Here is a 26,955-nt window from a genome sequence, read left to right on the forward strand (position 1 = left end):
GTAGGTAAATGTCCAGTTATGCATGGTGGGCAAACATCTACAGATAAGTCGGTGATGGATTGGTGGCCGAATGCCTTGAACTTAGACATCCTGCATCAACACGACTCCAAAACCAACCCATTTGGTCAGGACTTTAATTACAAAGAAGAACTGAAAAAGCTAGATGTCGAAGCACTTAAAAAAGATTTAAAAGATTTAATGACTGATAGCCAAGACTGGTGGCCTGCCGACTGGGGACACTACGGTGGTTTAATGATCCGAATGGCATGGCATGCAGCGGGCAGTTATCGTATTGCGGATGGTCGTGGCGGTGCTGCTACAGGCAACCAACGCTTTGCTCCTCTCAACTCTTGGCCAGATAACGCCAACCTCGATAAGGCTCGACGCCTTTTATGGCCAATCAAGAAAAAATATGGCAACAAACTAAGTTGGGCAGACCTGATTGTCCTTGCCGGTAACATGGCGTACGAATCCATGGGTTTTAAGACCTTTGGCTTTGCGTTTGGACGAGAGGACATATGGCACCCAGAAAAAGACACTTACTGGGGTTCTGAGCAAGAATGGTTAGCCACAAGTGACGCTGATAACAGCCGCTACTCTGGTGAGCGAGATTTAGAAAACCCGCTTGCTGCGGTAATGATGGGTCTTATCTATGTGAACCCTGAAGGGGTAGACGGTAACCCAGATCCTCTCAAAACAGCACATGACATGCGAGTGACCTTTGCGCGAATGGCAATGAACGATGAAGAAACCGTCGCGCTCACAGCTGGTGGTCACACGGTGGGTAAGTGTCATGGTAATGGTGATGCCGCAAACCTTGGCCCAGAGCCCGAAGCAGCAGACGTTCATGAGCAAGGTCTTGGCTGGATTAATCACAAAACACGTGGTATTGGCCGTGACGCGGTAACGAGTGGTATTGAAGGTGCTTGGACAACACACCCTACACAATGGGATTACGGATACTTCCACCTACTATTTAAGTATGACTGGGAACTGAAAAAGAGCCCAGCCGGCGCATGGCAATGGGAGCCAATCGACATTGAAGAACAAGACAAGCCTGTCGATGTTGAAGACGGTTCTAAGCGCTACAATCCAATCATGACCGACGCCGATATGGCGCTCAAAATGGACCCTGAATATCGTAAGATTGCAGAAAAGTTCCAAAATGACCCTGCGTACTTTGATGACGTTTTTGCTCGTGCCTGGTTTAAGTTGACACACCGCGATCTAGGACCAAAATCATGTTATTTCGGCCCAGATGTGCCAAGCGAAGATCTTATTTGGCAAGACCCAACGCCCGCAGGTAAGACAGACTACGATGTCGATTTAGTGAAAACAAAAATTGAAGCAAGTGGCCTATCCATTAGTGAGTTAGTCAGTACGGCGTGGGATAGCGCGCGTACTTACCGTGGCTCTGACCGTCGAGGAGGTGCAAATGGCGCGAGAATTCGCTTGGCTCCGCAAAAAGATTGGCAAGGGAACGAACCTGAACGTCTAAGCCGTGTTCTTGCTGTGCTAGAAAAAATAGCAGCAGAAGAGGGCTGTAGTGTTGCAGACGCTATCGTGCTTGCTGGGAACGTAGGTATTGAACTGGCTGCGCGTGCCGCAGGTCATGATGTTTCCGTGCCATTCGCGCCAGGCCGAGGTGATGCCACCCAAGAGATGACGGATGTGGAATCGTTCGAAGTACTTGAGCCTGTTGCTGACGGTTTCCGAAATTGGTTGAAGAAAGACTACGCGGTTAAGCCAGAAGAGCTTTTATTAGATCGTGCTCAGCTTATGGGGCTAACGGCGCCAGAAATGACGGTACTTATCGGTGGTATGCGCGTTCTAGGCAGTAACTACGGCGGTGGAAAAGAGGGCGTATTTACTGAGCGAGTCGGCACTTTGTCGAATGATTTCTTCGTGAACCTTACTGACATGGCATATACGTGGAAACCAGTGAGTGCTAATCAATATGAAATCCGTGATCGTAAAACCGACGCTGTGAAGTGGACGGCTACTCGAGTGGATCTTGTCTTTGGTTCAAACTCGATCCTGCGTTCGTATGCGGAAGTGTATGCGCAAGATGATAATCAGGAAAAATTCATCCATGACTTCATCGCCGCATGGACGAAAGTCATGAACGCGGATCGTTTTGACTTGCAATAAGTGAAACGATGTTCATCGATAGATGCGTAAACAAAGTTGATGAATAAGTAAGAGAGGCGGGCGAAAAGCTCGCCTTTTTCTTTACCTATCTTTTTACTTTGATTGTTACTTTGATTGAAAATTAAGCTCATTTGAACCATAATAACTGGACCATATGAACCACAGGAGCTTGATATGGCAACTGCAGCATTAAAAAGCTTCAAACCGAAACAACCTCATAAAGCCAATTTCTGGTTTATGTTGGGTATTGAAGACGCTGAAACAGGTCGCACTGATGCGGTTCACAAAGGCTTTGAGCCAAAGGTGTATCGCAATATTGTTGAGCGTGTGAAGCTTTCTCAGAGTGAGTTTCAAAACGTCACATTGATACCTGTCAGCACGGTCAAGCGTCGTCTAAAAAACGATGAACGCTTCAATACGCAAGAAAGTGATGCAATCTATCGATTAGCGATGTTATTGAAACTCGCGACAGAACTGTTTGACGACGAAGAGCGCGCGTTAAAATGGATGAGAGAGAATGTGTATGGCTTAGGTGGAAAACGTCCACTTGATATGGTCTCGACCACGGTGGATTTTGAAATCGTAAAAGATTTGATCGGCCGTTTAGAGCACGGGGTATTCTCGTAATATGAAGCTCTATCGTCTCACACAAAAGAAATTTGCTGACACGCCATTCAGCCCCGTTGGCGCAAAGTTATTTGGAGGGCGATGGAACTCAAAAGGAACCGAAGCCCTCTACTTCTCTGAATCGGAATCCCTTTGCTCGTTGGAAGTGTTTGTTCACGTAAACAACGATCCTGCTATCACCAAACTTTACGATTTATATCGTATTGAAATGCCAGAATACCTCATCGCCACCTTAGATGAAGAAGATCTCCCTGTGACGTGGCGAGCAATACCGGCGAGCGAGTCTACGCAGTACATTGGTGATCAGTTTCTCAATGATCCTCATCCAGAGTTTGCCGCGCTGCAAGTGCCTTCAACGATTTCACCTCGTGATAAAAACTACGTGGTGAATCCAAATCATCCCAAAATGAAAGAGATCATCAAGAAAGCCGAAAAGCTCGATTTCGCGTTTGATCCGCGCATTTTCAAATAGACGCCTAGCTTTGTCTTGCTTTAAAGCATTCAGCGCTTACCTGAGATAAACGCTGAAGCATAAAAGTTTATTTCCTTGGTTATTGTCGGTCGTAAGTGAACTGTTGCGCTTCATTTGTAGTGTTGAGGTAATGCCCAAGCACCAACTCAGCACCTTTGTAAGATAAATGGCTGTCATCCGTATACATCGCATTGTTTGCTCCAACTCTCATTCGACATACGCCATTTCTGCAAATGGCATCGGTCAAGTCGACAAACTCAACGTGCTCAAATTGCTCAAAGTAGTTCACTAACTTCGCCACGTTTTGAGGGTGATGTTGTTTGGGAGAAAAGTCGCAGGCAGACTCTTCTGTCTCGCCAAACAAACGCGCTTTCCAAAGGCATTCTCCTACCGCAAACGGTGCAGAAGGGGTTGGACCGAAAACGACCACTTCCTTTCCTTTCAGTTCATTCAATAATTTGGTTAATGATGCTTCATAATCGGCTTGTGAAAGCTCTTTATTGAAATTAGAAGAGATAACAACGCGACGAATGGAAGGGGTACTTAGAATTGTATCGACAGCCTCATTGAAGAACTGTCGGCAAGAAATTGAGCCAGCAGCTTCTAGGATGTCGACATAACCGACCGCACAGGAATCTTGAGTAAGTTGCACCACGCCAGTTGGTGTTACTTCGGATAGACGCTTCACGTAAACCATGCTGTGACTATTGCCTAACACAGCGATGGCGGGCTGCGGCGCAGACGAGCACACATCGTTAACGTTGGTGTTGCCGTTGCAATCTAAACCATAACCGTTGTTAACGCGCATAGCCTCGAAAAATGCGCTTCTTTCTGGAAAACCACCGTTTTGATGACCGATAACGCCGAGCGTTAGCAAGGGCAACGTCAACAACACAATAACCGCGGACACAGTGCGCATGCTCATGGCTTTTCGGCTACGGAACGGCTTTTCAATAAAGCGCCAAGTGAAGTAAGAAAGTACAAAAAGAGTGACAACGTAAAGTGGGATATTGATGTCTTGTGTTGTGTCCAACACGTAGCGGTAAAAGACAAATAATGGAATGTGCCACAAGTATAAGCTGTAGCTGATTAAGCCGACGAACACGACCCACTTTAGGCTCAGTAATCTACCGCAGACATTGTCTTTAGAGGCAAACAAAATCACCAACGCGCTACCGATGACCGGCACCAGCAGCGTAATGCCCGCGCCATCTTGCGATTTTTCAAACAAAAGCGAGGAAGCCAATATCAAAACGATGCCAATGGTTGCTAGAGTATCGTTAGATTGAACTTGGACTTTTCTCATCACTAATGCGAGTAATGAACCGGTTGCCAGCTCCCAAGCGCGAGAGAAGATCATGTAAAAAGCGAAATCAGGATCGTTGCTCGCGTAGACAATAGTCATCAAACTCAGCACAAATACCGTGATAAAAAAAGTCAGGTAAAACGCGTTTTTGCCACGAGCGAGTAGCATGAGTAGCAAAGGAATGACAATGTAGTATTGTTCTTCAACGCCCAAGCTCCATGTGTGGAACAGCGGGTTGGCTTGATCTTCTAAACCGAAGTAATTGTGGCCTTTCAAATACAGAAGAATGTTGGATGAAGAGAGAATGGAAGACACTGCAAATTGACCAACGTCTTTGTGTGCTTGCGGCAAAAATAGCCACCAAGACATCAAATAGCTGACGGCGATCACCACCAGTAAGAGGGGGAGTATGCGACGAATGCGTCGCTCATAAAAATCACCAAGGCTGAACTTCTGGTTTTCTAAGTCGTTAATCACGATGGCAGTGATCAAATAGCCGCTGATCACAAAGAATACGTCGACGCCAATAAAGCCACCAGCGAATTGCTCAACTCCTGCATGAAACAAAATCACCAACGTGACAGCAATCGCCCTTAATCCGTCTACTTCTGCTCTGTAAGTCATATCGTGTTGCTCCAACATTCCGTTTAATGAAGTAGAGCAAAATATGAACCAGAAATAATGTTTATTTAAATCAGTGCCTTAAAGTGATTGTCAAAATGAAAATGCTAGGTGGGTTAACGAATTCCCAAATTGAATTTCAATATGGAAACCCCATAAAGAATGATCTTAAGAAGCGCTAAATCAAAGAACGTAAAGCGCGAGGCACTTAGACTTCATTGAAAATGATTACGCTAAAGAAACGATGACAGAGAATACGATTCAGGAAAAAATTGCCAGCTTTACTTGTATCGAAGAGGCTTTGGATTACTTCGACATCGAGTTTGATAGCCGATTTATCGAAAACAACCGAACCGAGTTGGTTAAGAGGTTTAACGGCTACTTAATCCTCACTAAACCGGATGATTGGTTTTCAGGTCGTCGTGCTTTAAAGAATGCTTACTGTAAAGTACAACGCCGTTTGCTCAGTAAAACGACGCGCTCTGCGTGCCGAGGTTGTACATCTTGTCAAAGACGTTAATTCTGGTGGCTTGCCTAAAAAGAACCCTGCATCTTGGCGTCACAGGGGGAAGAGCAAGGTTCTTTTGGGTTAGCTATTGGTTTGTCGCGAGTTGCGAATCAGCTTTACGTAGATGAATTAACCCGCGTGGTACGCAGGGTAGTCCACTAAGCCTTTTTCACCGCCGCCGAACAATGTGGCAGGGTCATGTTCTGCCAGTGGATAGCCATGCTTGATGCGGCTTGGTAAGTCTGGGTTTGCAACAAACGGACGGCCAAAGCCAATCATGTCAGCTAAACCACTTTCAATCGCGTGTTGCGCCTTTTCTGCGTTGTAACGACCGGCATAGATCAGTGTGCCTTTGTACGCCTCACGAACTGCGGTTTTAAAGTTGTGCGGAGTGTCTGGCGCGTCGTCCCAATCTACTTCTGCAATGTGAATGTAAACCACATTGAGTTTATCAAGCAGCGCTGCAGCGGCGGTGTAGGTTTCGACTGGCGTACTATCAACGGTGCCATTTAACGAAGTGAATGGCGCAAGACGAACACCAACACGCTCAGCGCCAATGGCTTGCGTCATCGCTTCTATCACTTCACCAAGAAAACGCAGACGGTTTTCAATAGAGCCACCGTATTCATCGGTGCGGTTATTCGCTTCAGAATCGATAAACTGGTTAACCAAGTAGCCATTCGCTGCATGAAGCTCGATACCATCGAATCCGGCTTCTATCGCGTTTAGTGCGGCTTGGCGGTACAATTCAATAACGTTCTTGATGTCTTGTTTGGTCATTTCACGTGGCTCAACCACGTCGACAAAGCCCGGTTCGTCTGTGCCGTTATCGACAAATACTTTCACGTTTTCTGCTTTTAGCGCAGAAGAAGAAATAGGTTGCTCACCGCCAATGTTATCAGGGTGAGTCACACGACCAACGTGCCACAATTGCGCGAAGATAGTGCCGCCTTTCTCGTGCACTGCATCAGTTACTTTTTTCCAGCCAGCAATTTGCTCTGGGCTGTAAATGCCTGGTGTCCATGCATAGCCTTGACCCATTGGCGAAATTTGTGTGCCTTCAGCAACGATTAGGCCCGCTTCAGCACGTTGAGCATAGTAGGTCGCCATCATGTCGTTAGCGATATTACCTGGTTGAGAAGCACGAGAACGCGTCATCGGAGGCATAACGATACGGTTTTTTAATGAGAGAGAGCCAAGTTGAATGGGTTGAAATAATGCGTCTGTCATAGGAAACCTCGTTATTTTTGAGTTTGGATGAGTTCGATTTGGTAACCATCGGGATCTTTAATGAACGCGATGTGAGTTTCTCCGCCTTTCATTGGACCTGGCTCGCGAGTAACGTTGCCACCAAGCGCTTTAATTTTTTCGCAAGCGGCGTAAATATCTTCAGACCCCAGTGCCATGTGTCCGAATGCGTTACCCAAGTCGTAACTGTCGGTATCCCAGTTATAAGTTAGCTCGATGGTCGCGCCATCTGGTTGATCAGTGTTACCAACAAACACCAGTGAGTAACGGTATTCTTGGTTTTCAAAACGATCCAAAACACTCATTCCCAGAACTTTTGTATAAAATTCGATAGATTTGTCTAGGTCAGCTACACGGATCATCGTGTGGAGAAACTTCATAAGTCGCCTTTTCATAACGTTGCGTAATCACTATGCAAACCATATCGCCACTCTAAATAAACTGGAAATTATCGTTAATTATTAAAATGATTATTTAGTGTTATGAAAAGCGAGGTTGCTGGCCCTGCAACATGCAAACAAAGATTACTCGCCGTTTCTTTTTAATTGTTGGCATATGCTAATTACTCTTTTGAGAAACCGAGTAACTATCATGTCTACAAACAGCTATTGTCATTACACTCACGAATCTCATCATCAATGTGCGGTTTGTTCTTCAATTAATGTGAATCCGAACTCTTTGGCCGTGAACTACCAATACCTAGCCGATGGTTCTGTTGTCGGAGAGTTTCACGTTTTACCGCGTCATCAAGGTTACACAGACCTGTTGCATGGTGGTATTGCCAGTTCGCTTCTCGATGGTGCAATGACGCATTGTTTGTTATCTAGAGACATTCAAGCCCTTACGGCGCAGTTGGATGTGCGCTACCATGCACCTATTCAGTTAGATGATCGAGTCACGATTACTGCACACTGTGAAGGTGAACGACGCGGTATATATCAACTGGTGGCTCAATTGCGGGTCGAAAGCGAAGTTAGAGTGACGGCTAAAGGGAAGTTTATTCGTCCTAAAAAGGCATAAATAAAAACGTGTTCTACGGAGAGGCAATGAAGAAATTTGATGAGCTGTATGTAATTGCGACGAGAAAATCTCAATATGACCAAACCAACACTTGGTTTAAAGGCGTAGAGACTTATCTGGAGGCCATTGGCAAAGAAGTTGATGAAGTCCGCGAAGAGATTCGTGAGGATCGCCTTTGTCATTTGGAAGACGAGTTAGGCGATGTGTTGTGGAACTATCTTAACGTATTAAAAGCGCTGGAAAGAGAAAAGGGCATAGATCCTGAGAAAGTACTCGAAAGAGCCTGCAACAAATACGATCAGCGTGTATCTGCGATTGAGTCGGGACGCAGTTGGGATGAGATAAAACAGCAGCAGAAACAAGCCTTGAACGCAGAGCATGAAGCCGCGCAGTTAGAAGATGTAAAGAGCCAATAACTGCGCTTGGTATTGAAAGGGTTGGTTAATAGGGAATACCTAGTCAGCCCTTGGAACTGTTGACCAACAGTAGGTCACAAGGTGGTTGGTCAAGTAACGTGTCTACAGTGCTGCCAGACCAAAATTGAGATGACATGCTTCGTTTACATGCCCCCATAATCAAAATCGCTGCTTGTGATTGCTTAACTGCTTTTGGTAACGCCGTTTCAGGGTTTCCTTCCGGTAATAGTAATGGAACTCGCGTTAACTTTTGCGCACTAATAAAATCTGTAATGCCTGCTTTTTGATTGCTTAATATCTCTGCACGATAGCGAGAGAGGTATGGTGCGACGTATCGGCAGTAAACGAGCGTCATTTTCCCGCTTAAGGTTTGTTCTAATTTTGAGCCTCGCGAGACGATGGCTTTATCTACTATCGACTTTTCATCCCCTCGATGAAGTGGGTCGATTGCACAAAGCATGTTGGCGTGAGAAGGCCATGACCGCTCACTCAGTAGCAACAAGTCGCAATCTTGTTGTGCTAGTTCTGTGAGCATCGTTTGAATCTCGTGTTTGTTAAAGTGTCCCACGAGCAGTAAGTCAGTGTGGTCAACAAGTCGTTTCGCAACTTGCTCAACCCAATGGCTCCCTTTGAAATGCTCGTAAGAGAGCGTTGGTGTTTCAAGCTCTTCTTCTTCACAAAGTTCGAAAATTAATGCGTTGAACTTTAAGGTCCAAGCTTCAAACTCAGCTTGTCTTTTTTCTATATGGTCAGAGTTGAAACTGAGAAAATGAGCGAATGCGTGATCTTCACTTCGGCGATGGTCTTCCACTAAAACCACAATAGGCTGAGCCAACGCTGTCGAAAATTGAATCACTTTACGAAGCACCTTACGACTTGGTAAGGCGGCCTGCTGAGTCAGAAAAAATACAGGTGCCATTGATTACTCCATTATCAAACAAGGCGAATGAGCCTGACACACATTCAAGTCTATACCATGAACTGATGCAGAGGCGTTTTGTTTCTGCGAGCGAAATATAAATTCCGCAATTAAGTCAACTATCGCCTAGAATTTTAACATCAAGAATTCATGTCTTCGGATAGCACATATCGTCAATGCGGCGAATGTGGTAGTGAAAGCTATAGGTAAAAGTAATGATAGATTCCAACCAATTGCAAATTAACCGCAAAGTGCCACATTTGCTTGCTGAGATCATTAAAGCGATAGAATCGACCGAAGACTTGAGCTTTTTGAAAGACTATCAAGAAGCACAGATTGCGAACATTTTGGAATCGGTCAACATTGCTTACCGTAAGCGTGTCATAGAAGCAGTGCCGCCTGAGAAGTATTGGACGGTATTAAATTTGCTCCGATACGACACCGCCAAGCACATTCATCAATCACTCAATAAAGACTTACAACATGAACGCTTGGCGTACATAACGGATTCAGAACTGATCATCTTTGCGGACTTTCTACCGACCGAATTTGTAGATGAATACCTTATTGATCAAAGTGAAGAGTCTGTCGCGCATATCCAACAAGCATTGTCGTATGAAGACAACAAAGTTGGACGTTATGCCGAGCCTCACTTTCTGGTCGCAAACCCTAAAAACAGCGTAGGAGGCATCAAAACCGAGCTGCTAAAACGTGGGCAAAGTCCAGTGCGGTTGATTATTGTGCGTGATGCAAGTGGTGTGATTGGTACGATAGAGCCGCAAACCCTGTTGCTGCACGAAAATCATATCAAACTTACCGACTTGACCGTAGTTACGCCAATTCTAGAAGATATTCAAACGATTCAAAGCGTCAGCAAACAAGTCTCGATTGATGGTGGAGCACATTGGTTTCCTATCATGGCTGGTGGCAAAATTATGGGCGTCTTGTCGATGGCGACCATTGCGATTACGTTGCGCGAACTCAGCCTACAAGCTGTAGTGGCAGAAAACGTACGAAGCGAAGAAGATTTGTTCACACCATTAAGCGTGGCGACAAGGCTAAGAGCACTTTGGTTGGTGATTAACTTGCTGACCGCTTTCGTAGCCTCCGCCATCATTGGGCTTTTTGATAATGTGGTCGAGCAAGTCGTTGCGCTTGCGATCTTAATGCCCGTTGTGGCGAGTATGGGCGGCATCGCGGGTAGCCAAACCTTAGCGGTGGCCATTCGAGGTATCGCACTAAACCACTTGCACCAAAGTAACTTGAAGCTATTGGTGAATAAGGAATTAAAAATCGCCACCATTAATGGTTTAATTATGGGATTGGTGATCGCGGGTGTCGTTTACATGGTGTTTGACTCTTTGCCATTGGCGCTTATTATTTGCTGTGCCATTTTCCTCAATAGTTTGGCGGCCGCGGCATCGGGTACGTTGATACCATTCACGTTGAAAAAGTTTAACATTGACCCCGCCGTGGCTGGCTCGGTAGTATTGACGACCGTTACCGATGTCGTTGGTTTCTTTGCGTTCTTAGGCTTAGGTGCCATTTTCTTGATATAGATATCCAATTGACGCGTTAACTAGCAGAACCAATCGCACCATTTCCCAACCCAGTATTTTGGGCGAGCTTGCTTCACTCAGCATTCCTCCGTTTTCCATAACCGATGAACACGTCGTTTCGGTTCTTACTTTGTATATCTCTTCACTGCCCAGTTCTATTCCCCAAATTTCCCACTACCGATCTCGCTTAACGCTGGCGTGCCAAATGCCAATTTCAAACGCCAGATGATGCCCATTTTCTTGGCTGTACACGCATTACTTCACTCAAACAAAAAATAAGGAAACAATTTTGAATAAACTCATCGTATTCACTGGTGGTCCCGGTGCAGGGAAAACTTCGGTAATCGAACAGCTAAAAACACAAGGCTTTATCTGCGCGCCAGAAACCGGTCGTCACGTGATACAAACGCAGGTTGCCAATCACGGTTCAGCATTACCTTGGAATGACAAACAAGCTTTTCGAGACGAAATTATGAAGGCAGAAGTGAGCAATTACCGAGCTTTCAATGTCCACCAAGGGAATGTGTTTTTTGATCGCAGTATTGTGGACGTATATGGCTACAGTAAGTTGGAACAACTGCCAATCTCGCATGAGCTCATCACGCATTGCCAGACGCTTCGTTATCATTCTCAAGTGTTCATTTTTCCACCTTGGGCATCGATATTCAGCAATGACGAAGAGCGAAAGCAAGATTTTTCTGAAGCGGTGGCTACGTATCAACAGATGGTCAACGCTTATCACAAATTTGGTTATCAATTGATCGAAGTGCCCAAAATGTCAGTCGAAGACAGAGTAGCGTTTATTCTCGGCTCAGTTATCGAACAAGGCTAAAAGATGATTGATGCAAACAAATGCGTAAGGCGATTGTGAGCACGACAACAATATGCGTAAAGGGAGTTATCTATACTGGATAAAATTCAATAACTTAATTGAGTGCTATGTCTTTTAAATATCTTACCTTATTGCTCGCAACGACGAGCATGAGCAGCTTTGCTGATGTAGGCCTGCCTTCGGGGGATGATTGGTTAAACCATGTGACGAATGGCTTAGCCCCATATTGGATGATGGAAAGCGCGCATGGGCAACCTGCGGGGAATTTTCCGACATTTCGTTGTGATAACGGTGTCATTCTCGACCCACAAAAGCCGTGTGAAGAATTAAACAAAGGGTGGATTACCCCGTACTTCGATCGCGAGTACACCCGCATGAAATCGCGCCAAACTTACGCTTATGGCGTGCTTTTTCATCTTACGGGTGACAAGCAAGCATTAGAGCTGGCAAAGAAAGGGGCTTATTACCTGATTGATCATCTACAAGATGAGAAAAACGGCGGCTTCGTGAGCTTTACGCGTAGTGGAAAACCGGGGATGGAGTGGCAACAGCGAACTTCTCAAGACCAAGCTTACGCTTTGGTGGGCTTGGCGATGTACTACTACTTGACGCAAGATCCAAAGGTTGAACAAGCGCTTATCGACCAGCAAGCGTTTATATTTAAACAATACCGACGAAGCGATGATCGCGGTCTGGCTTGGGTTTTGAAAGACGGTGATGGGGAAAGTGCGAAGCAGCAAGAGCTAGTCGCTCAACTTGACCAAATTAATGGCTACCTGTTGTTAACGGCGCCACTTTTACCAGAACCAGCGCAAGCCAAGTGGAAACAAGATCTGGAGTGGCTGACGCAAGTGATGCTGGATAACTACCACTCCGACAAAGAGCGGCGTTTTTATGGCGCGATACACCACAAAGCGGTAATGATGCCAGATGCGAAACACAATGATTTTGGACACACCATCAAAGCGTATTGGATGACGTATCTCACTGGTCAGTTGTTGGAGAATTCCAATTGGACAGAGTTTGGCTTCAAAGGAATGAAACATACACTTAAACAAGCGCAATACCAGCAAAACTTTGAGCAAGTCAAAGCGCTCTTCTCACCAGAATGGCAGAGTAAATGGACACAAGAGAGCATTCCTGCTTGGCAATCAAGACCATACAAGCACTATAGCTCGTCTTGGGAATGGGCAGAGCTCGATCAAGCGGCAATGACAGTTTCTCTTGTCGATGGTTCGATGAAAGAAACGCTTCAATACACGTTACCCACTTTTATGGACGTATGGGTGGATCATCAATATGGAGGAGTCGGTCTGAGTCCTAAATCAACCAAAGCGTTCCATTGGGGAAATGGTTACCACCAGTTTGAACATGCGTTGGTCGGGTATTTGTACGCGCAACAAATGGCAAAACAGCCTGCCAAGCTTTACTACGCGCGACCAGCAGAGAGCAAAATGCCACTTAATCCGTATTACTTTAGCGCAGAGGTAAAATCGTTGTCGTCACAAAGTGATGGAGTCACCATCGCGACATTCACCAATATTCGACCTTAGGTTGGTCGATGGTGATGTGTTGGTTAAAGTCCGCGTAAAAGCCAATAAAATCCTCCGACAGCAAGTGCGACTATTAGCTATCTAGGTCTGTCACTAGATAAGCTTCAAGCAGTAATGGTGTAGGTATTGCCCACGGGGCGCTTACAAAAAGCCGTCAGAACCACTGGTTTTGACGGCTTTTTATTCTATGACAGGTAGAGGCTTCAATTTTCAGCGCGATAGATCCATGAAAACTTAAGTGAGATTCCAATCACGTCGCATGATCTCACTAGTGTCATTGGAAATAAATGAATTGTTTCTAATACATAGAACGTATTAACATGGTTGCACTTGGCCCATATGAGTAAATTCATTGAACATACAATTTGAGAGAGGGTTTAGTTGTAAAAATAATAGTTAGTTGGAATCTAGGTTAAATGAAAATAAAACTATTTAAAAAGCTACAAGTTGTATTTCTTGTGGTGTCAGCATCTTTAATGGTGGGGTGTTCGTCTATAGATGCGCATGCTGGTGGCGGATACGGAAAGCCGTTTTCAGGCACCGCGTTATCAGTCGCACGACAACCTTGCTATTTAAGAGCTGATATTACTTCTATCGCGTTATACCCACTATCATTGATTGACATTCCTTTGTCGTTAGCAACGGACGTTGTGTTTCTTCCTGTTGATTTAGTCATGGTAGTTACGCCAACAACGAGTTATGGCGGTGTTGTTTCTCTAGGTTGTCCAAGCGGAAGCATGATCTAAAACGCTTATTTTATTCAAATAAATGGAAAGAAATGAAAGTGGAATTAAAAAATAACTATTCAGAATCAGAAATAAACCAGCCACCATCGGTACTTCTTGTTACGTCTCTGTTGTGTCTGGCGTCCGTTTGTTGGGCTGCATTGCTGTTGGCCATTGAATATATTGTTGGGATAGAAATGAGTGGTACAGGCTTTCTTAGCACGTTAATCCCAGCCATGAGTGTTGGTTATTACTTCGGCTACAAGACTGGAGATGTAATGCCATCAAAAACAAGATGGTATGCTGTTTTACTGTGGACTTTAGCAAGTTTGGTAGTGTTCTCTCTTATCTTAATGTCGTTAGATATTTCTCCGTTTTATTTATTATCTGAGCTCGGTGGGGTAAGTATTTTTATTGCTATCATAATGCTAATAACGATTGGCATCGCCTACTTAATTTTAAAAAGTGGTGAGAAAATGGCGATTAGAGTGTTACTCAAAGCCAAGGAAAGTCAGTAGATAAAATACAACAAACGATTCAATTAGGATCATGACAAGACGCCAGCCATAATGTGCTGGCGTTTTAGTTTCCTGTTTGTAGGATTTTTTGTCTAAAAGGCAAACCCATTGATTGTGTTGTAGTTTGAGTTAATGGTTTATGCCTTGTGCGCAAGATAGCTTAGCAGGTTTATGTATCAAGAAACGTGTGTATAATTCGCCACGAATTACGATTTATAGATATGAAAGGTAAGTATGGCAGTCCTCGAAATTCTCTCCATTCCAGACCCAAGGCTTAAAGTAAAAGCAGAAAAAGTCACTGATGTATCGACAGTACAAACGCTGATAGACGATATGCTAGAAACACTTTACGCAACGGGCAATGGTATCGGTTTAGCTTCAACCCAAGTAGGCAGAAAAGAGGCGGTTGTTGTCATCGATATCTCTGACGAACGCAATGACCCTTTAATCTTGGTTAACCCAGAAGTGGTGAGCGGAGAAAACAAAGCACTTGGTCAAGAGGGATGTCTCTCTGTTCCTGAGTACTACGCAGATGTAGAGCGTTACACGTCAGTTGTTGTGTCTGCACTAGACCGTGATGGCAACCCGATTACAATCGAGAGCGATGAGTTCTTGGCGATTGTGATGCAGCACGAAATTGACCACCTATCGGGTAACTTGTTCATTGATTACCTCTCACCGCTGAAGCAAAAAATGGCGATGAAAAAAGTGAAGAAGTACGTAAAAGCGAAAGCTAAGTAATATGAGAGGAAGTAACCCTCCATGTCGAGTTACTTCCTTTTAAATCAAGAATAGGAAGGTAGGGAGAGCGGTTCATCTCTGCTTTTGGGGGGACATAACGCTTTACGACCTTCATAAGCTTCTGAAATGAAGAACAGTCCATATGTGACTCATGAGGGCAGGTGGCGACATGGTTGAGGCTGTCTCGCACCGCTTTCAAACGTTTTATTTGCTCATCAATCTCAAGTGCCTTTTTCGTTAGTAAGTCACGATCGATATATGGCTTTGAAACTTCTGATTGATTCAACATTTCTGCCATTTCGTTAAGCGATATTCCAGCGATACGCCCCAAACTAATTAAATTGAGTGTATTGAGTACCTCTGGTGAATATTGGCGTCTCAATCCACTCCTTCCTATCGAGCGAATTAACCCCAGCTGTTCGTAGTACCTGAGCGTTGAAGTCGGCAATCCTGATTTTCTAACCACTTCTGCAATATCCATATTATTCCCCATTGACTTCAAGTTGGCTTTAAGTTGTAGCATGCAACTAAGACCTTAACAAATCAAAAACATGAGGAGAGAAAAATGCTGCTTTTAATGGGATTGCAAGCGGTGCTAATAGGGATTGGTGCCACTTTGATAATGGATTTATGGGCATGGTTACAAAGGAGAGTGTTTGGTATTCCTTCATTAAACTATGCGTTGGTTGCGCGCTGGGTTTTGTACATGCCCCAAGGAAAGCTTATGCATGCGCCAATTATGGCGTCAGAGGCGATGCCGGGAGAAAAGTCACTGGGCTGGTTTTTTCATTATGCCATCGGCGTTACTTTCGCTTTGGCTCACGTTACTGTTTTTGGTCATCATTGGTTGGTAGAGCCCAGTCTAATGCCCAGCTTAATTACAGGCGTGGTAACGTTGATCTTCCCATTTTTGGTCATTCAACCTTGTCTAGGATTTGGTTTTGCTGCGAGTAAAACCCCAACACCTTGGAAAGCGCGTTTTCTTAGCACATTGGCGCATTTGGGTTATGGTTTGGGTTTATTCATAGCCGGGTTTGCAATCAAAGTTACGAGCCAGTATTTTGCATAGAGAACATGAGCATCATGCAAACGAGTGGTTTTTATCTATGATGCTCAACTCTTGGTTGTTTTTTGCGCTTTGCTCATAGTTGGCCGATATGTTCGAAGTCTGTTGCATTTATCCAAGATGTAAAGTCGGCAGACATTTAACATTGTCTTAACGTCAGAATGGCAAGCGGTTTACCAAGAAAAACTAAAATTATTTGGTTTGACATAAAGAATATTAGGGGTTTCAGATGGCTTCAAAAGTGGCAGGGATATCAATACTGAGTTTATTGGCAGCGCCAGTTGCGATGGGAGAAACAGCCAGTGCTTATGACTTATGTTTGCTAGACAAAATAAAGCAAAGCAAAGGTGAGGAAACCATAAAGAGCATTCGCGGGCAGTGTGAGCTTGACACAGTAACCAGTACAGTGCCCGCTGATCCAGAAATTGAAGAGCCAGAAGAACTTCAGGAAAGCTTGGTCGACAAGCGTTTGGAATCAGAACGAGAAAACGCGTTTGAACCGTTTAGCCTAGTCGCGCATCGCGTTAACTATATTCTTCCGTTTACATACAGTGATCGTGTAAATAAACGCGCGTATGCCGACACCAAATACGGCGATGAACTGCGTAAGGAAGAGGCGGAGTTCCAAATCAGTTTTAAAGTACCAATGAACTATGATGACTTGTTGTTTGATGGCGATGGTCTGTTTTTTGGAATGACTCTTAAATCATTTTGGCAGGTATATACGGGTGCAGCATCTCGTCCATTCCGTGAAACCAATTATCGTCCAGAGCTTTTTTACTACACCCCAACTGACTGGAAACCACTTGATGGTTCGACTTGGTTAGGTTTTGGTATTGAACATGAGTCTAACGGTCAGAGACAGGAGCTATCGCGCAGTTGGAACCGTGTCTATGCCAACGTAACCTTTGCAAAAGACAATTTTGCGGTTTCTATCCAGCCTTGGTGGCGTATACCTGAAGATGAAAAGACATCGCCTAATGATCCCAAAGGTGATGATAACCCGGATATCGAAGACTATATGGGACACTTTGAGCTATCGAGTGCTTACAAGTGGAATGGTTACGAGTTTACCTTTTTAGGTCGCCAGAACTTTCAAACACATAAGGGTTTTGCAGAACTGGGTGTGTCATTTCCGATTTGGGGCAAAGTTCAGGGGTACGCACAATACTCAGCGGGTTATGGTAAGAGCTTGATCGACTATGATCATAATCAGCAGCGGATTGGTGTTGGTATTGCAATCAACGGTGTTTTGTAGTTTTTCGTAGATGGATAGAAATTAACACTGGCAATTGAAATTTCAATATTTAGAATGCGAGGCTGAAATTGATTTCTAACCTAGAGTGATTTTATGCTTCGTGATTACACCTTCGATTGTCTTGTAACTATGCCTCGCCATGAGCTGGAAGAGTTTAGTGCTCGTATGATCAGTAAAATGGTGCCAGAAGACGTGATGAATGAGCTGTTCACTTTTGATCAAGAAGAAGTGGATAGTGAAGACCGCATGTTGTCTGCACGTCTTGATGCAATGCTACGCATGACAGCAATCGCACTGAGTGAAATTCAACAAGCGTTTGATGACTCAGATAACGCAAAGCAAAATAGCGAGCGAATGACGCGATTGGTGCTTTGGCATTTCTACGCGATCTCATTCCGTTTGGAAGAGGCCATCACGCTAGAAACACACTGTGCTCTAGTGGAAAAACTAATCGAAAATGTACCTTCGGATGTTTTTGCGTGGGTAAAAACATTGACGGAGCTGCTACACACTTACGCTGAAATCAACGCGAAAGAGAATCCTCAAGACTAAACGCCTGTCGTTTATCGTTCAGTAAATTAGAAACAAGGCGAGCCATTGGGTTCGCCTTGTTTTTTCGCGTCAGATAAACCTTCGGGTTTGAAATACCAAACAAGCCTAGACTCAGATTTGTTCGTTCACTAGCGAACGGCGTGATTCCTTCTTACACTAAATCAAGGTGTTTGTTGCTAAACAAGCAAATGCATGACTAAGTCGTGTATTATTTTCCACTTAAATGCGGATAATTTATGTCGAAGAACCTTCTGGTTTTTAAATTGGAACCGACTATTGAGCGTGTACGCTTTCCAGCTGAGCTTCATCTATCTAAAGGAAGTGAACGATGGATCCGTTAACGCAAGGTTTATTGGGAGCAGCTTTGCCACTGGCGGTGAGCAACAAGCGAAACCTTGCAGTTGTTGGCGTGTTGGGCGTGGTCTCTGGGATGGCTCCGGATTTAGATGTGCTCATCCGTTCTTCAACTGATCCTTTGCTGTATTTGGAATACCATCGCCAATTTACTCACTCGCTCTTGTTTATCCCGTTTGGTAGTTTCATTTGTGCTTTGGTGTTGTATCCATTGTTCGCAAAAAAGCGAGGACTAAGCTTCCGGCAGAGTTGGTTTTACTGCGCGCTTGGTTATAGTACCCATGCGTTATTAGACGCATGCACCAGTTATGGAACACAGCTTCTATGGCCGATAAGCAACACGCGTTATGCTTGGAACACTATTTCGGTAATCGACCCCGCGTTCACACTCCCTATTTTAATATTGCTTTTGTTTGCTGCACTGAAGCGAAGCCCAAACTATGCCCGCATTGCATTTTTATGGTGTCTGGCTTACCTAAGCCTTGGAATGATCCAACGAGATAGAGCAGAAGCAGCTGGTTGGGAAATCGTCAAAGAGCGACAACACAACGCTATACAATTAAAAGCCAAACCAAGCTTTAGCAATCTTTTGGTTTGGAAACTAATTTATGAAACGGAAGAGAGCTACTATGTAGATGCCGTAAGGGTGGGGCGTTCAATAAAAATTTACCCTGGCGAATCAACTCCAAAGTTAAATATAAAAGAGCAATTTCCGTGGCTAAACCCGCAATCGCAACAAGCAAGAGACATCGAACGTTTCCGTTGGTTTTCAAACGGTTTTGTAGCGACGGATCCGAATAATGAAATGCGAATTGTTGATATGCGTTATTCCATCGTACCAAACCAAATTAATGCGTTATGGGGCATCAATCTATCCCCAAAAGCCAGCGCAGACGCGCACGTTGAATACACTGCTCATCGAGGAAGTACTGCAGAAGATCGCCAAGTTTTTTTCAACATGCTTACGGATTTTGAGTGATGGTTTTACTTTGGATGTCGATGCGGTTTCGTAATAACTATTACGCAGACTGAAAGTCCTTTACTAGGGTTGGCTTGCTAGCGAAGAAAATCTTGCCAAACAGGGACTTGTACTTCCAGCCAAGAGACAAAAGCCGTTTAGCTAAGTTCTTGTTTTCAATGATTGCAACCTCAACACCTTGGTAGTGGTAAGGATTGCTTTTGATGTAGTCGATAAATGCAGTAAGCACGCCTTGCCCGCGAACGGAGGGTGCAAAGTTGACTGCTACAATAGAAAAGCGTTGGCTACCTGCTGGGCAACGGACTAAACAGTGCCCAAGAGGATGAGTAATAGTCTCAGAAAATTCAGGAAAAGGGCGAGACTCAAGCTCTTGAGAAAGCGCATCGTATCGCTGACATAGATAAGAAAATAGTTGTTTCGCTTCGCTGTTCATATCGGTGCCGCTTTTGTGTTGCTTGGTTTGAAGGCATTGATGTCTCAAACATTGTAACCATAGATAGCAACACAAAACGCGGTAAACTTTTTCAGTAATGATTTCCTATTTTTGAAACCTTAATTGTTACAAATGAAGTTGATTGGGTTTTATATGGTAGTTGTGAACGAGTGTTTCTAGTTGAAGGGAGAATACGCTGGTTACTGGATTCTTACTGGAATTCCTTTGTTAAAAGGCGAGCTGCTTGGTTTAATGCCGCTCGTTTAACTGCGAGTGGCATCTTTTGTATTTCGTCACCTTGTACAGCGACGATGGGACATGATGTGGGATCTTCTATCCTAGCTCTTCATGGTCTAAATTATCTCATTAACCACTCAGAGCTAGATTCTTAGTCTCGCCAAGGCTCGCTGGACTGACACAAAAACATCGTTAAACTCCTGTTATTAAATTATTTGGTCCGCCTTTGCTTACTTTTGAACGCTTAACTAGGCGTTACTCCAAGTGCTTAAATTGCAATGCCACAAGTCGCTGATACAACTCACAGCTTTGCATTAATGATTGGTGGTTACCAACATCGACTAACTCGCCATTGTCGAGCACCGCAATTTTATCCGCATGTTGGATAGTCGAAAGACGATGAGCAATAATCAGCGTTGTGCGTCCTTTCATTAGAGCTTCAAGTGCTTGTTGAACGTGATGTTCACTTTCACTATCAAGGGCGCTGGTAGCTTCGTCTAGCAGTAAGATTTTTGGATCTTTTAGAATCGCGCGAGCAATCGCAATACGCTGCTTTTGTCCGCCCGATAGCCTAACGCCGCGCTCCCCTAAAAAGCTGTGATAGCCTTCGGGAAGCTTCTCAATAAACTCATGGGCATGGGCTTTTTTCGCGGCTTCGATAACTTGTTCATCCGTCGCTTCAGGATTACCGTAGCGAATATTATGGAAAACATCATGGCTAAACAGCGCTGGTTGTTGTGGTACGAGCGCCATTTGACGTCGAAGCTCGTTTGGATCGAACTGTCGAATATCTTCACCACCAAACAACACTTGCCCTTTTTGCGGATCATAAAAGCGTTGCAGCAGTTCGAATAGTGTTGTTTTACCGGCACCAGAAGGGCCGACCAACGCCAACACTTTTCCTTGTTCAGCAGTTAGATTTAATTCTTTGATTGCTGGTTGATTTGGTCGAGAAGGGTAGTTGAAACTCACCGAATTAAAGTTAACCTCAGCAGGCATGTCGGAACGGACAGGCAAATAGTTGCTTGGCGCTTTAATATCACTGTCTACTTGAAGGATCTCAATCAGCCGTTCGGTAGCACCTGCGGCTCTTTGCAATTCACCCATGACTTCGGAAATGGTTGCAGTCGATGAGGCAACCATAATGGCATAAAACACAAATGCGGCTAGGTCACCCGCAGACATTTTTCCGTGAATCACATCGCTGCCGCCTATCCAAAGCATGCCTGAAATCGCGCTGAACACAATCACAATAACGCCTGATATCAGGATCGCGCGCTGTTTTACTCTCTGTCTGCCTACTTCATAAGCTTTTTCCACCTCGACAGCGAAAGCCGCTCGTTCATGCGACTCTGAGCTAAAACTTTGCACGGTTTTAATATGTTCTATCGCTTCTCCAGCGTAGCTTCCGACATCGGCCATTGAGTCCTGACTTTGGCGAGAGAGAGCACGCACGCGTCGTCCATAAAACAAAATCGGAACCAGAACCAAAGGCACAGAAGCAAGCACAATCAGCGTGAGCTTAACGTTGGTAGCGAATAACATAATGATGGCACCAAAACACATCAAAGCGCTACGCATCGCCATCGAGAACGATGAACCAATAATGCTTTGCAGCAATGTGGTATCGGTAGTCAGGCGTGACATAATATCGCCACTACTGTTGGTCTCAAAATAGCTCGGATGCAGCGTAATCACATGGTTAAACACCGCAAGGCGAATATCCGCACTAACGCGCTCACCTACGGAAGAGACAAGGTAAAAGCGAAAGAAAGTCCCAATGGCAATACACAATGTGACACCGACAATAAACTGAATCGCATTGGTAAGCTCTTGCAATGATTGCTGAGCAAAGCCTTGGTCGATAAGTATGCGCACTCCATAGCCAACGGATAACGTCAAACTTGCTGTCGCGACAAGGGCAACCAAGGCTGCCGCAACCCGCCATTTATAAGGTGCAATAAAGGTGCTGAGTTTAAGAAGAATGCTGAGATTTTTGTTATTTTTTCTGCTCATGAGTGACTCACAAAGCGTTTTAGGTACCTGGCATAGTAAGCCAGTTTGGTTGGTGAGACCAGCGAACTACCGCTTTCGGATCAGGAAATTAACTGGGATAACCAATATCGCATGTATATCGAAAATCACTTAAACGTCGAAGAGACTAGAATCAGCTTTTAGTTCGGAGGGTGTTACGCACGGCTTTTGGCGAGTAGCAGGTCGACTTTTCCTTTGGCTGTTTTACTGACCGTTTGCATCAACTTAAAACTTGGTTTTTCGATGCCTGAGTTTTCTATCCCTTCGACCATTAAGAGCCAAAGCTTGGCTGTCATTTGCGCATCGGCTAGTGCACGGTGGAAAACACCGTCGTTGTCGATATTTTTATAGCGAACAAGTTCACCTAGCTTATGTGATGGGGCTTCTTGAATGAGCCGTCTTGCTACCAGTAAGGAGCAAGCAAACTCACCCGAATAACCACAGTTGATTCGTTCAAGCTCTGCATCTAAAAATCGTTTATCGAAGGACGCGTTGTGAGCGATAAGGTTCTCGCCAGCAATGAACTCACTAAATGACGCCATTACCTCTTCGCAGCTTGGTGCCGATCGCAACATATTGTTGGTAATGCCGGTGTAGTTCTCAATGAAAGAACTCACTCTGAAACCGGGGTTCATGAGTTGCTGAAAACTATCGACAACCTCGCCATTGACTAACTTTACTGCACCAATTTCTATTGCGCGATCACCTAAAGTAGGAGAGAGACCTGTGGTTTCAAAGTCGAGTACGACCACAGAGTTTGCTTGAGGCATAAAATTTTCCAGCTGAGTAATATTGCGCAAGAGTATTATCGAAAGCGACAGAAAAAGAAAGGCGAACACAATGGTGAATATCTGTCTATCTTTACTCCACAAAGTCAGTGTTCGTCGTCCACTGTTTATGGACAGGTACGTTCTGGCTTACCCATCGCGGCTTGTGCGGTAGCCTTATATTTCAAATGTTTTTCGGCTTTTCGATTCATTTCAGTTAAGCATTAACTTTCGATACAACATACTGATTATAAATTGATTTTATAAATTAACTTCGGCATCATTCACGGCTTGATTTTGAGTATGAATATCATCACGGCAAAAAATTAGAACAACTTATAATGCGAGGCTAGGGAACGATGGAAGCAATGAAGAATCATTATTTAGAGATACCTGAAGAAAGAAAATTGCGTATTTTTCGTGAGGAAGATGAAGATTTTTACAACTTCTGGGAAGAAATGCTTGATGAAAAACAATCTTTTTATCAGCAACCTCTCAAAAGAATGAAAGGCGACGCTTGGTATTCGCTTGATTCATTCTTCACTGCTTCAAAATACGGACAACATCAGGCCTCGCCAGCTTATATAAAAAGAGCGCTTGAGTTACTGAATAACGTGTACTTGCTGGCCAATCATTCAGACAAAGTGGTTGAATTCTCCGTTGGGCACCGACATTTTTCGGAAGTAGGTAACCGTTCTATTGCAGGGGGAACGATGGATGCTTGGTTGGATGAAATCTGTTTAGCGATGGCCGCGAGAGATTGGCGCTGCGTAGAGCTGATGACCATCATGGATGAGTCGTTAGTGCGTTTAAAAGATCCATTCGATGTTGCGCTAGTCGAGTTCGTTAACGGTGTATTTAGCAATTCATCAGCGTTACCAGAGTTATTGCAAACTGTGATGGAGAAATCCTCCCCGCAATACTTAGAATCAACCAGAGTGCCATATGTACACTCTTTGTTTATTCCATTTGTGAATGTGTTTGTTGCCATTATCGATGGCGATGAGGCACATTATCAAGAAGCACTGAGGGATGCGTTAGAGGCGCATTACCAGTTCTACATGAATGAAGATGTTCGCTATTCGCCAAAAGGAAATGTTTCTCTGAAACTGACTGGTCTTGCTGCATTGGCATACGATAAGTATGGCTGGACAATTCCAGAAACCGCATATTTGCCAAAGTGGCTCGTTTACGGTGAGCATGATCTCTGTTCTAAATAAATCATTAATAGAACACCTTATGTAGTGTCTGCGGCAATGCCGTTCGGCAGCACCTCGAGCAAACATGTTGTACCTGATCCTACCTTTCAGCTGTGAAAAGTTGAAAGAACTCCAACACACGTTTGCCACGGAAAAGGGCATTTGGTTTGGTAACCCGCAAGTCACGGCACATCCAAATCAATCCATTGTTGAATGGTATATTGGTGACTACCTGCTCAATCTTGGTGATGACGAATTAAGGTCGTTTTTCAATCAGTTACTCGGTAAGAAGGCATAAACTTCTCAATATGCGAGCTTACTAACACGCCATACGTGACACTTCATGTATTCTTAATTGAAGCGAAGAAGAGGATTTATCAATGTCAAAAAGCTCCAAGCTTCACAATGAAGACAAACTGGTTAAGAAGGCACTAGAGATTGGTGGGAAGATGGCGAAGCTACAAGGTTTTGACCTTCCTCAGTCACCACAACCTCTAAGAGTAAAAGCGATTTACCTATTCTTGGTCGATGCAAAACAGATCACGCCATTGCCGGAAAGCAAGCTAGACGGCGCAAGCATCAAACACCGACTGGCAGTATGGATACACAGTGCGTTGCCAGACAACGATCCTCTAAAGTAAAAACCTCAAGAAGTTACATAGGTCATTAATTCACAAGGCGAGCCAGGTGGTTCGCCTTGTCTGATCTTGGCAAGTGCACCGAGGCCTTCTAATGTTTCGTTATCATTGATTTACAAAACAGCATCAAAAGGGCTAAAGATAAAGCCAGAGAAGCGCTACAATGCTCGCGTTGCAAGAGTGCAACCAAGAATACTCATTTACAGAAGCCTTGAAGTAACCATACATGTCTAAAGATTTCGAATTCACTACAGAATACACACTCGACAAGCCATTTTTTGCTGAGTGTTATGATCAAACTAGCCAGCCAGTTAAGTTCCCGCAAGCGTATTTGAAAGGGATCCTCTTTCTAATTTTTGGTGTGGTTTTATTGGAGTTTGAACTGCTACCTAACGGTTACGTCGGTTGGTTCTTTATCGTATTGAGTGTGATTGAAGCGTGCAGCGTTTACTTCAAAAGAACTTGGTGGCTGTGGCGTCAAACCATCAGCTCAAGCCGCGGCAGTAAAGTGGTGTTTGAAGTGAATGCAGATGGCGTACGCTACAAAAGCGGTAAAGTTGACCGCAGCCTCGCTTGGAATGATATCGACCAACTCGAACAAACTGATTTGGGCTTTATCCTTCACCTTGGTAAACAACGCCAATACATCAGCAAATCTTGCTTAAACGAAGAAGTGATCGCGTTTATGGTAGAGCAGCACGCAGCATCAAAAGCGAGCTAACCAACTCACATCAAGCTGGAATGAGCGTTCTAAAAAGTAGGTGATATATGATCGAACATTGTAGCAAGTATATCGTCGATTCTGAATCAATTGGGTTTGATGTAGAAAGCTAATAAGGCTTAGAGGTTTCTCTTTCGGACATACTGCTTCGGTGTCATGCGCGCAATCTGCTTACACTCTCTAGTCATGTGTGCTTGATCGGAAAAGCCTTGCTCCAGCGCCAATTCCGATAAAGTAAGATCGGGTTGCGCTCGGAGTTGCTCTAAAGTGTGCTTCACTCGTTTAATGCGTTGGTAATGTTTAGGAGTAATCCCCAACCATTTCTGAAAATTGCGCTCTCTCTGGCGCTGACTGATGGTCCCTGTAGGTTGTTCAATAATGTGGCCGACATACTGCGGTTCATATTCCTCAATCAGTGTTTGAACCCAGCGATATAACGTAGAAATCCTTGCATATGGCGAACGCGCTGTTTGCAGAGACTCAAATGTTGCTAGTGCAGAAGAAGCCAAAGGGTGGTCGTCTTGAATCCGCAATAGCTGTTCTAGACGTTTACCAAATAGTTGATAACCAACAGCAGGATGAAAGCGTACGCCAGTCATCACCGCGCCTGGCGGTAGGCAGACCTGATGTGCCAGAATGCTTATAGGCAGTAGGACAACCCCCGGCGTCTGCCACTCACCATCCATTTGTACTTCATTCTGTAAAATGAATACCACACCTGTACCAGCATCACTGAGTAATTGTTTACGTACGGTTTGCGTCGTATCAGGTTTGACGGATGCTGACCAAATGGCTTGAACATAGCCAGCTAAAGCCTTTTGAGGTTTTAAAATATCAAATTCTAAGTTCAAATGAATCATCCTATTTAACCTCAACTTAAATGAGAAAGTGATACACATGTACTTTTCATCCTATTAAGTTGAGGTATAAGCAGTGGCTTACAAGTAAGAACCGTCAAATAGAATTATCGAGGTTTATAGACTCCAACCTTTGGCTTAAATGCCTTAACTATTCGGTTCCAACTATTGATCGCGTTGATCGCAATTGTTAGGTTGACCATAGCTTCTTCTCCAAAGGTATTCAAGGTCAGCTGATAGGTATCATCATCTACTGGTAGGCCAGCAGTTAGTAGTTCAGCCCAGCCTAGTGCAACGTGTTCTGCATCGCTGTAGAATGGCATATCTTTCCATGCACTAAGCCCCCATATGCGTTCCGGCTTTTCACCTAACTGAAGCGCATCTTTACTATGCATGTCGATACAAAATGCACATTGATTGATTTGCGATATGCGTAACTTAACCAGTTCCCATATGATCATGTTCATAGTTTCTGATTGGCTAAATTGTTCATGGAAGTAAGCTTCCTGAGCGTATAGGATTTCTATTGCTTTTGGCGCTACTTCAATATAGTTGAGTCGTTTTTTCATGGTCATTCTCCTCTGTTTTTTACATAGTAAAAAACGCTCTTAGCAAAAGATTGAAGATTTTCGACATGCACTCAA

29 protein-coding genes and 1 pseudogene are annotated in these 26,955 nt (G+C 44.3%); 20 read left to right on the top strand and 10 right to left on the bottom strand.

Going from position 1 to position 26,955, the window contains the following annotated elements; translation table 11 throughout:
• From katG to R7O12_RS15625, 3 genes are all read left to right on the top strand, one after another.
• On the top strand, positions 1-2,151 hold a 2,151-nt coding region (gene katG, locus R7O12_RS15615), incomplete at its 5' end, for a catalase/peroxidase HPI (RefSeq protein WP_318126087.1).
• Between the two features lie 174 nt (positions 2,152-2,325).
• Positions 2,326-2,778 (top strand): antitoxin Xre/MbcA/ParS toxin-binding domain-containing protein, encoded by a 453-nt coding sequence (locus tag R7O12_RS15620; protein ID WP_005376498.1) that lies wholly within the window; start codon positions 2,326-2,328, stop codon positions 2,776-2,778.
• A 1-nt stretch (position 2,779) separates the two neighbouring features.
• Positions 2,780-3,250 (top strand): RES family NAD+ phosphorylase, encoded by a 471-nt coding sequence (locus R7O12_RS15625; RefSeq protein ID WP_005376497.1) that lies wholly within the window; start codon positions 2,780-2,782, stop codon positions 3,248-3,250.
• Between the two features lie 79 nt (positions 3,251-3,329).
• Here the strand turns inward: R7O12_RS15625 and R7O12_RS15630 are convergent, their stop codons facing one another.
• Positions 3,330-5,180, bottom strand: coding sequence for an acyltransferase family protein (locus R7O12_RS15630; protein ID WP_206958813.1), 1,851 nt, complete (start codon positions 5,178-5,180; stop codon positions 3,330-3,332).
• Between the two features lie 241 nt (positions 5,181-5,421).
• On the opposite strand from R7O12_RS15630, the gene R7O12_RS15635 reads away from it, so the two are divergent.
• On the top strand, positions 5,422-5,697 hold the full coding sequence (locus tag R7O12_RS15635) for a nitrogenase-stabilizing/protective protein NifW (protein WP_017635333.1): 276 nt from the start codon (positions 5,422-5,424) through the stop codon (positions 5,695-5,697).
• 117 nt (positions 5,698-5,814) lie between these two features.
• On the opposite strand, the gene R7O12_RS15640 is transcribed toward R7O12_RS15635, so the two are convergent.
• Positions 5,815-6,915, bottom strand: coding sequence for an alkene reductase (locus R7O12_RS15640; RefSeq protein WP_047101459.1), 1,101 nt, complete (start codon positions 6,913-6,915; stop codon positions 5,815-5,817).
• Positions 6,916-6,926: 11 nt separating this feature from the next.
• A complete protein-coding gene (gloA, locus tag R7O12_RS15645; protein WP_017635331.1) occupies positions 6,927-7,313 on the bottom strand; it encodes a lactoylglutathione lyase in 387 nt (128 codons plus the stop codon).
• A 211-nt stretch (positions 7,314-7,524) separates the two neighbouring features.
• Between gloA and R7O12_RS15650 the strand changes: the two genes are divergently transcribed.
• The gene (locus R7O12_RS15650; protein ID WP_031781242.1) at positions 7,525-7,953 is read left to right on the top strand and encodes a PaaI family thioesterase; all 429 of its coding nucleotides are present in this window, start codon (positions 7,525-7,527) and stop codon (positions 7,951-7,953) included.
• Positions 7,954-7,979: 26 nt separating this feature from the next.
• Positions 7,980-8,369, top strand: a complete 390-nt coding sequence (locus R7O12_RS15655; protein ID WP_238952682.1) for a MazG nucleotide pyrophosphohydrolase domain-containing protein — start codon at positions 7,980-7,982, stop codon at positions 8,367-8,369.
• Between the two features lie 43 nt (positions 8,370-8,412).
• Here R7O12_RS15655 and R7O12_RS15660 read toward each other — a convergent pair whose 3' ends face one another.
• The gene (locus R7O12_RS15660; protein ID WP_318099296.1) at positions 8,413-9,288 is read right to left on the bottom strand and encodes a universal stress protein; all 876 of its coding nucleotides are present in this window, start codon (positions 9,286-9,288) and stop codon (positions 8,413-8,415) included.
• Positions 9,289-9,503: 215 nt separating this feature from the next.
• Between R7O12_RS15660 and R7O12_RS15665 the strand changes: the two genes are divergently transcribed.
• From R7O12_RS15665 to def, 6 genes are all read left to right on the top strand, one after another.
• The gene (locus R7O12_RS15665) at positions 9,504-10,847 is read left to right on the top strand and encodes a magnesium transporter (RefSeq protein ID WP_017635328.1); all 1,344 of its coding nucleotides are present in this window, start codon (positions 9,504-9,506) and stop codon (positions 10,845-10,847) included.
• Positions 10,848-11,136: 289 nt separating this feature from the next.
• Positions 11,137-11,679 (top strand): AAA family ATPase, encoded by a 543-nt coding sequence (locus R7O12_RS15670; RefSeq protein ID WP_047101468.1) that lies wholly within the window; start codon positions 11,137-11,139, stop codon positions 11,677-11,679.
• Between the two features lie 107 nt (positions 11,680-11,786).
• Positions 11,787-13,232 carry an AGE family epimerase/isomerase gene (locus R7O12_RS15675; protein ID WP_256896093.1) on the top strand — a complete coding sequence of 482 codons (1,446 nt, stop codon included), beginning with the start codon at positions 11,787-11,789 and terminating at the stop codon, positions 13,230-13,232.
• Between the two features lie 416 nt (positions 13,233-13,648).
• Positions 13,649-13,978 (top strand): YceK/YidQ family lipoprotein, encoded by a 330-nt coding sequence (locus R7O12_RS15680; protein ID WP_017820979.1) that lies wholly within the window; start codon positions 13,649-13,651, stop codon positions 13,976-13,978.
• Between the two features lie 32 nt (positions 13,979-14,010).
• Positions 14,011-14,475: an ABZJ_00895 family protein gene (locus tag R7O12_RS15685; protein WP_017635325.1), complete on the top strand. Its 465-nt coding sequence runs from the start codon at positions 14,011-14,013 to the stop codon at positions 14,473-14,475.
• Positions 14,476-14,709: 234 nt separating this feature from the next.
• Positions 14,710-15,216: a peptide deformylase gene (gene def / locus R7O12_RS15690; RefSeq protein ID WP_017635324.1), complete on the top strand. Its 507-nt coding sequence runs from the start codon at positions 14,710-14,712 to the stop codon at positions 15,214-15,216.
• Here the strand turns inward: def and R7O12_RS15695 are convergent.
• Complete coding sequence (locus tag R7O12_RS15695) at positions 15,209-15,697, bottom strand: helix-turn-helix domain-containing protein (protein ID WP_411913084.1); 489 nt, start codon at positions 15,695-15,697, stop codon at positions 15,209-15,211. The two genes, def and R7O12_RS15695, sit on opposite strands and share 8 nt — an antisense overlap.
• Before the next feature lie 84 nt (positions 15,698-15,781).
• Between R7O12_RS15695 and R7O12_RS15700 the strand changes: the two genes are divergently transcribed.
• The 4 genes from R7O12_RS15700 to R7O12_RS15715 all read left to right on the top strand — a co-directional run bounded on the left by R7O12_RS15700 (position 15,782) and on the right by R7O12_RS15715 (position 19,425).
• The gene (locus R7O12_RS15700; RefSeq protein ID WP_318075830.1) at positions 15,782-16,285 is read left to right on the top strand and encodes a DUF2938 domain-containing protein; all 504 of its coding nucleotides are present in this window, start codon (positions 15,782-15,784) and stop codon (positions 16,283-16,285) included.
• A gap of 226 nt (positions 16,286-16,511) precedes the next feature.
• A complete protein-coding gene (locus tag R7O12_RS15705) occupies positions 16,512-17,540 on the top strand; it encodes a phospholipase A (RefSeq protein WP_053349142.1) in 1,029 nt (342 codons plus the stop codon).
• 93 nt (positions 17,541-17,633) lie between these two features.
• Entirely contained in the window at positions 17,634-18,092 is a 459-nt protein-coding gene (locus R7O12_RS15710; RefSeq protein ID WP_054577846.1) for a hypothetical protein, read from the top strand.
• Positions 18,093-18,420: 328 nt separating this feature from the next.
• Entirely contained in the window at positions 18,421-19,425 is a 1,005-nt protein-coding gene (locus R7O12_RS15715; protein ID WP_206969559.1) for a metal-dependent hydrolase, read from the top strand.
• 40 nt (positions 19,426-19,465) lie between these two features.
• Here the strand turns inward: R7O12_RS15715 and R7O12_RS15720 are convergent, their stop codons facing one another.
• From R7O12_RS15720 to R7O12_RS15730, 3 genes are all read right to left on the bottom strand, one after another.
• The gene (locus tag R7O12_RS15720) at positions 19,466-19,858 is read right to left on the bottom strand and encodes a hypothetical protein (RefSeq protein WP_005376463.1); all 393 of its coding nucleotides are present in this window, start codon (positions 19,856-19,858) and stop codon (positions 19,466-19,468) included.
• 492 nt (positions 19,859-20,350) lie between these two features.
• Entirely contained in the window at positions 20,351-22,111 is a 1,761-nt protein-coding gene (locus tag R7O12_RS15725; RefSeq protein ID WP_238952677.1) for an ABC transporter ATP-binding protein/permease, read from the bottom strand.
• 173 nt (positions 22,112-22,284) lie between these two features.
• Positions 22,285-22,899 (bottom strand): PolC-type DNA polymerase III, encoded by a 615-nt coding sequence (locus R7O12_RS15730; RefSeq protein WP_165401653.1) that lies wholly within the window; start codon positions 22,897-22,899, stop codon positions 22,285-22,287.
• Positions 22,900-23,255: 356 nt separating this feature from the next.
• Between R7O12_RS15730 and R7O12_RS15735 the strand changes: the two genes are divergently transcribed.
• The 4 genes and pseudogenes from R7O12_RS15735 to R7O12_RS15750 all read left to right on the top strand — a co-directional run bounded on the left by R7O12_RS15735 (position 23,256) and on the right by R7O12_RS15750 (position 25,454).
• Positions 23,256-24,116 (top strand): immunity 49 family protein, encoded by an 861-nt coding sequence (locus tag R7O12_RS15735; RefSeq protein ID WP_253657633.1) that lies wholly within the window; start codon positions 23,256-23,258, stop codon positions 24,114-24,116.
• A gap of 40 nt (positions 24,117-24,156) precedes the next feature.
• Positions 24,157-24,393, top strand: a pseudogene (locus R7O12_RS15740) (Low-specificity L-threonine aldolase); the annotation flags it as partial.
• Between the two features lie 82 nt (positions 24,394-24,475).
• Positions 24,476-24,736: a DUF5062 family protein gene (locus R7O12_RS15745; protein ID WP_005376453.1), complete on the top strand. Its 261-nt coding sequence runs from the start codon at positions 24,476-24,478 to the stop codon at positions 24,734-24,736.
• A 223-nt stretch (positions 24,737-24,959) separates the two neighbouring features.
• Entirely contained in the window at positions 24,960-25,454 is a 495-nt protein-coding gene (locus tag R7O12_RS15750; protein ID WP_033906521.1) for a YcxB family protein, read from the top strand.
• 119 nt (positions 25,455-25,573) lie between these two features.
• On the opposite strand, the gene R7O12_RS15755 is transcribed toward R7O12_RS15750, so the two are convergent.
• Positions 25,574-26,314, bottom strand: a complete 741-nt coding sequence (locus R7O12_RS15755; protein WP_005376444.1) for a helix-turn-helix domain-containing protein — start codon at positions 26,312-26,314, stop codon at positions 25,574-25,576.
• Positions 26,315-26,418: 104 nt separating this feature from the next.
• Positions 26,419-26,880: a carboxymuconolactone decarboxylase family protein gene (locus R7O12_RS15760; RefSeq protein ID WP_042520770.1), complete on the bottom strand. Its 462-nt coding sequence runs from the start codon at positions 26,878-26,880 to the stop codon at positions 26,419-26,421.
• Positions 26,881-26,955: the final 75 nt, after the last annotated feature.

The organism is Vibrio sp. Vb1574 (assembly GCF_033338675.1).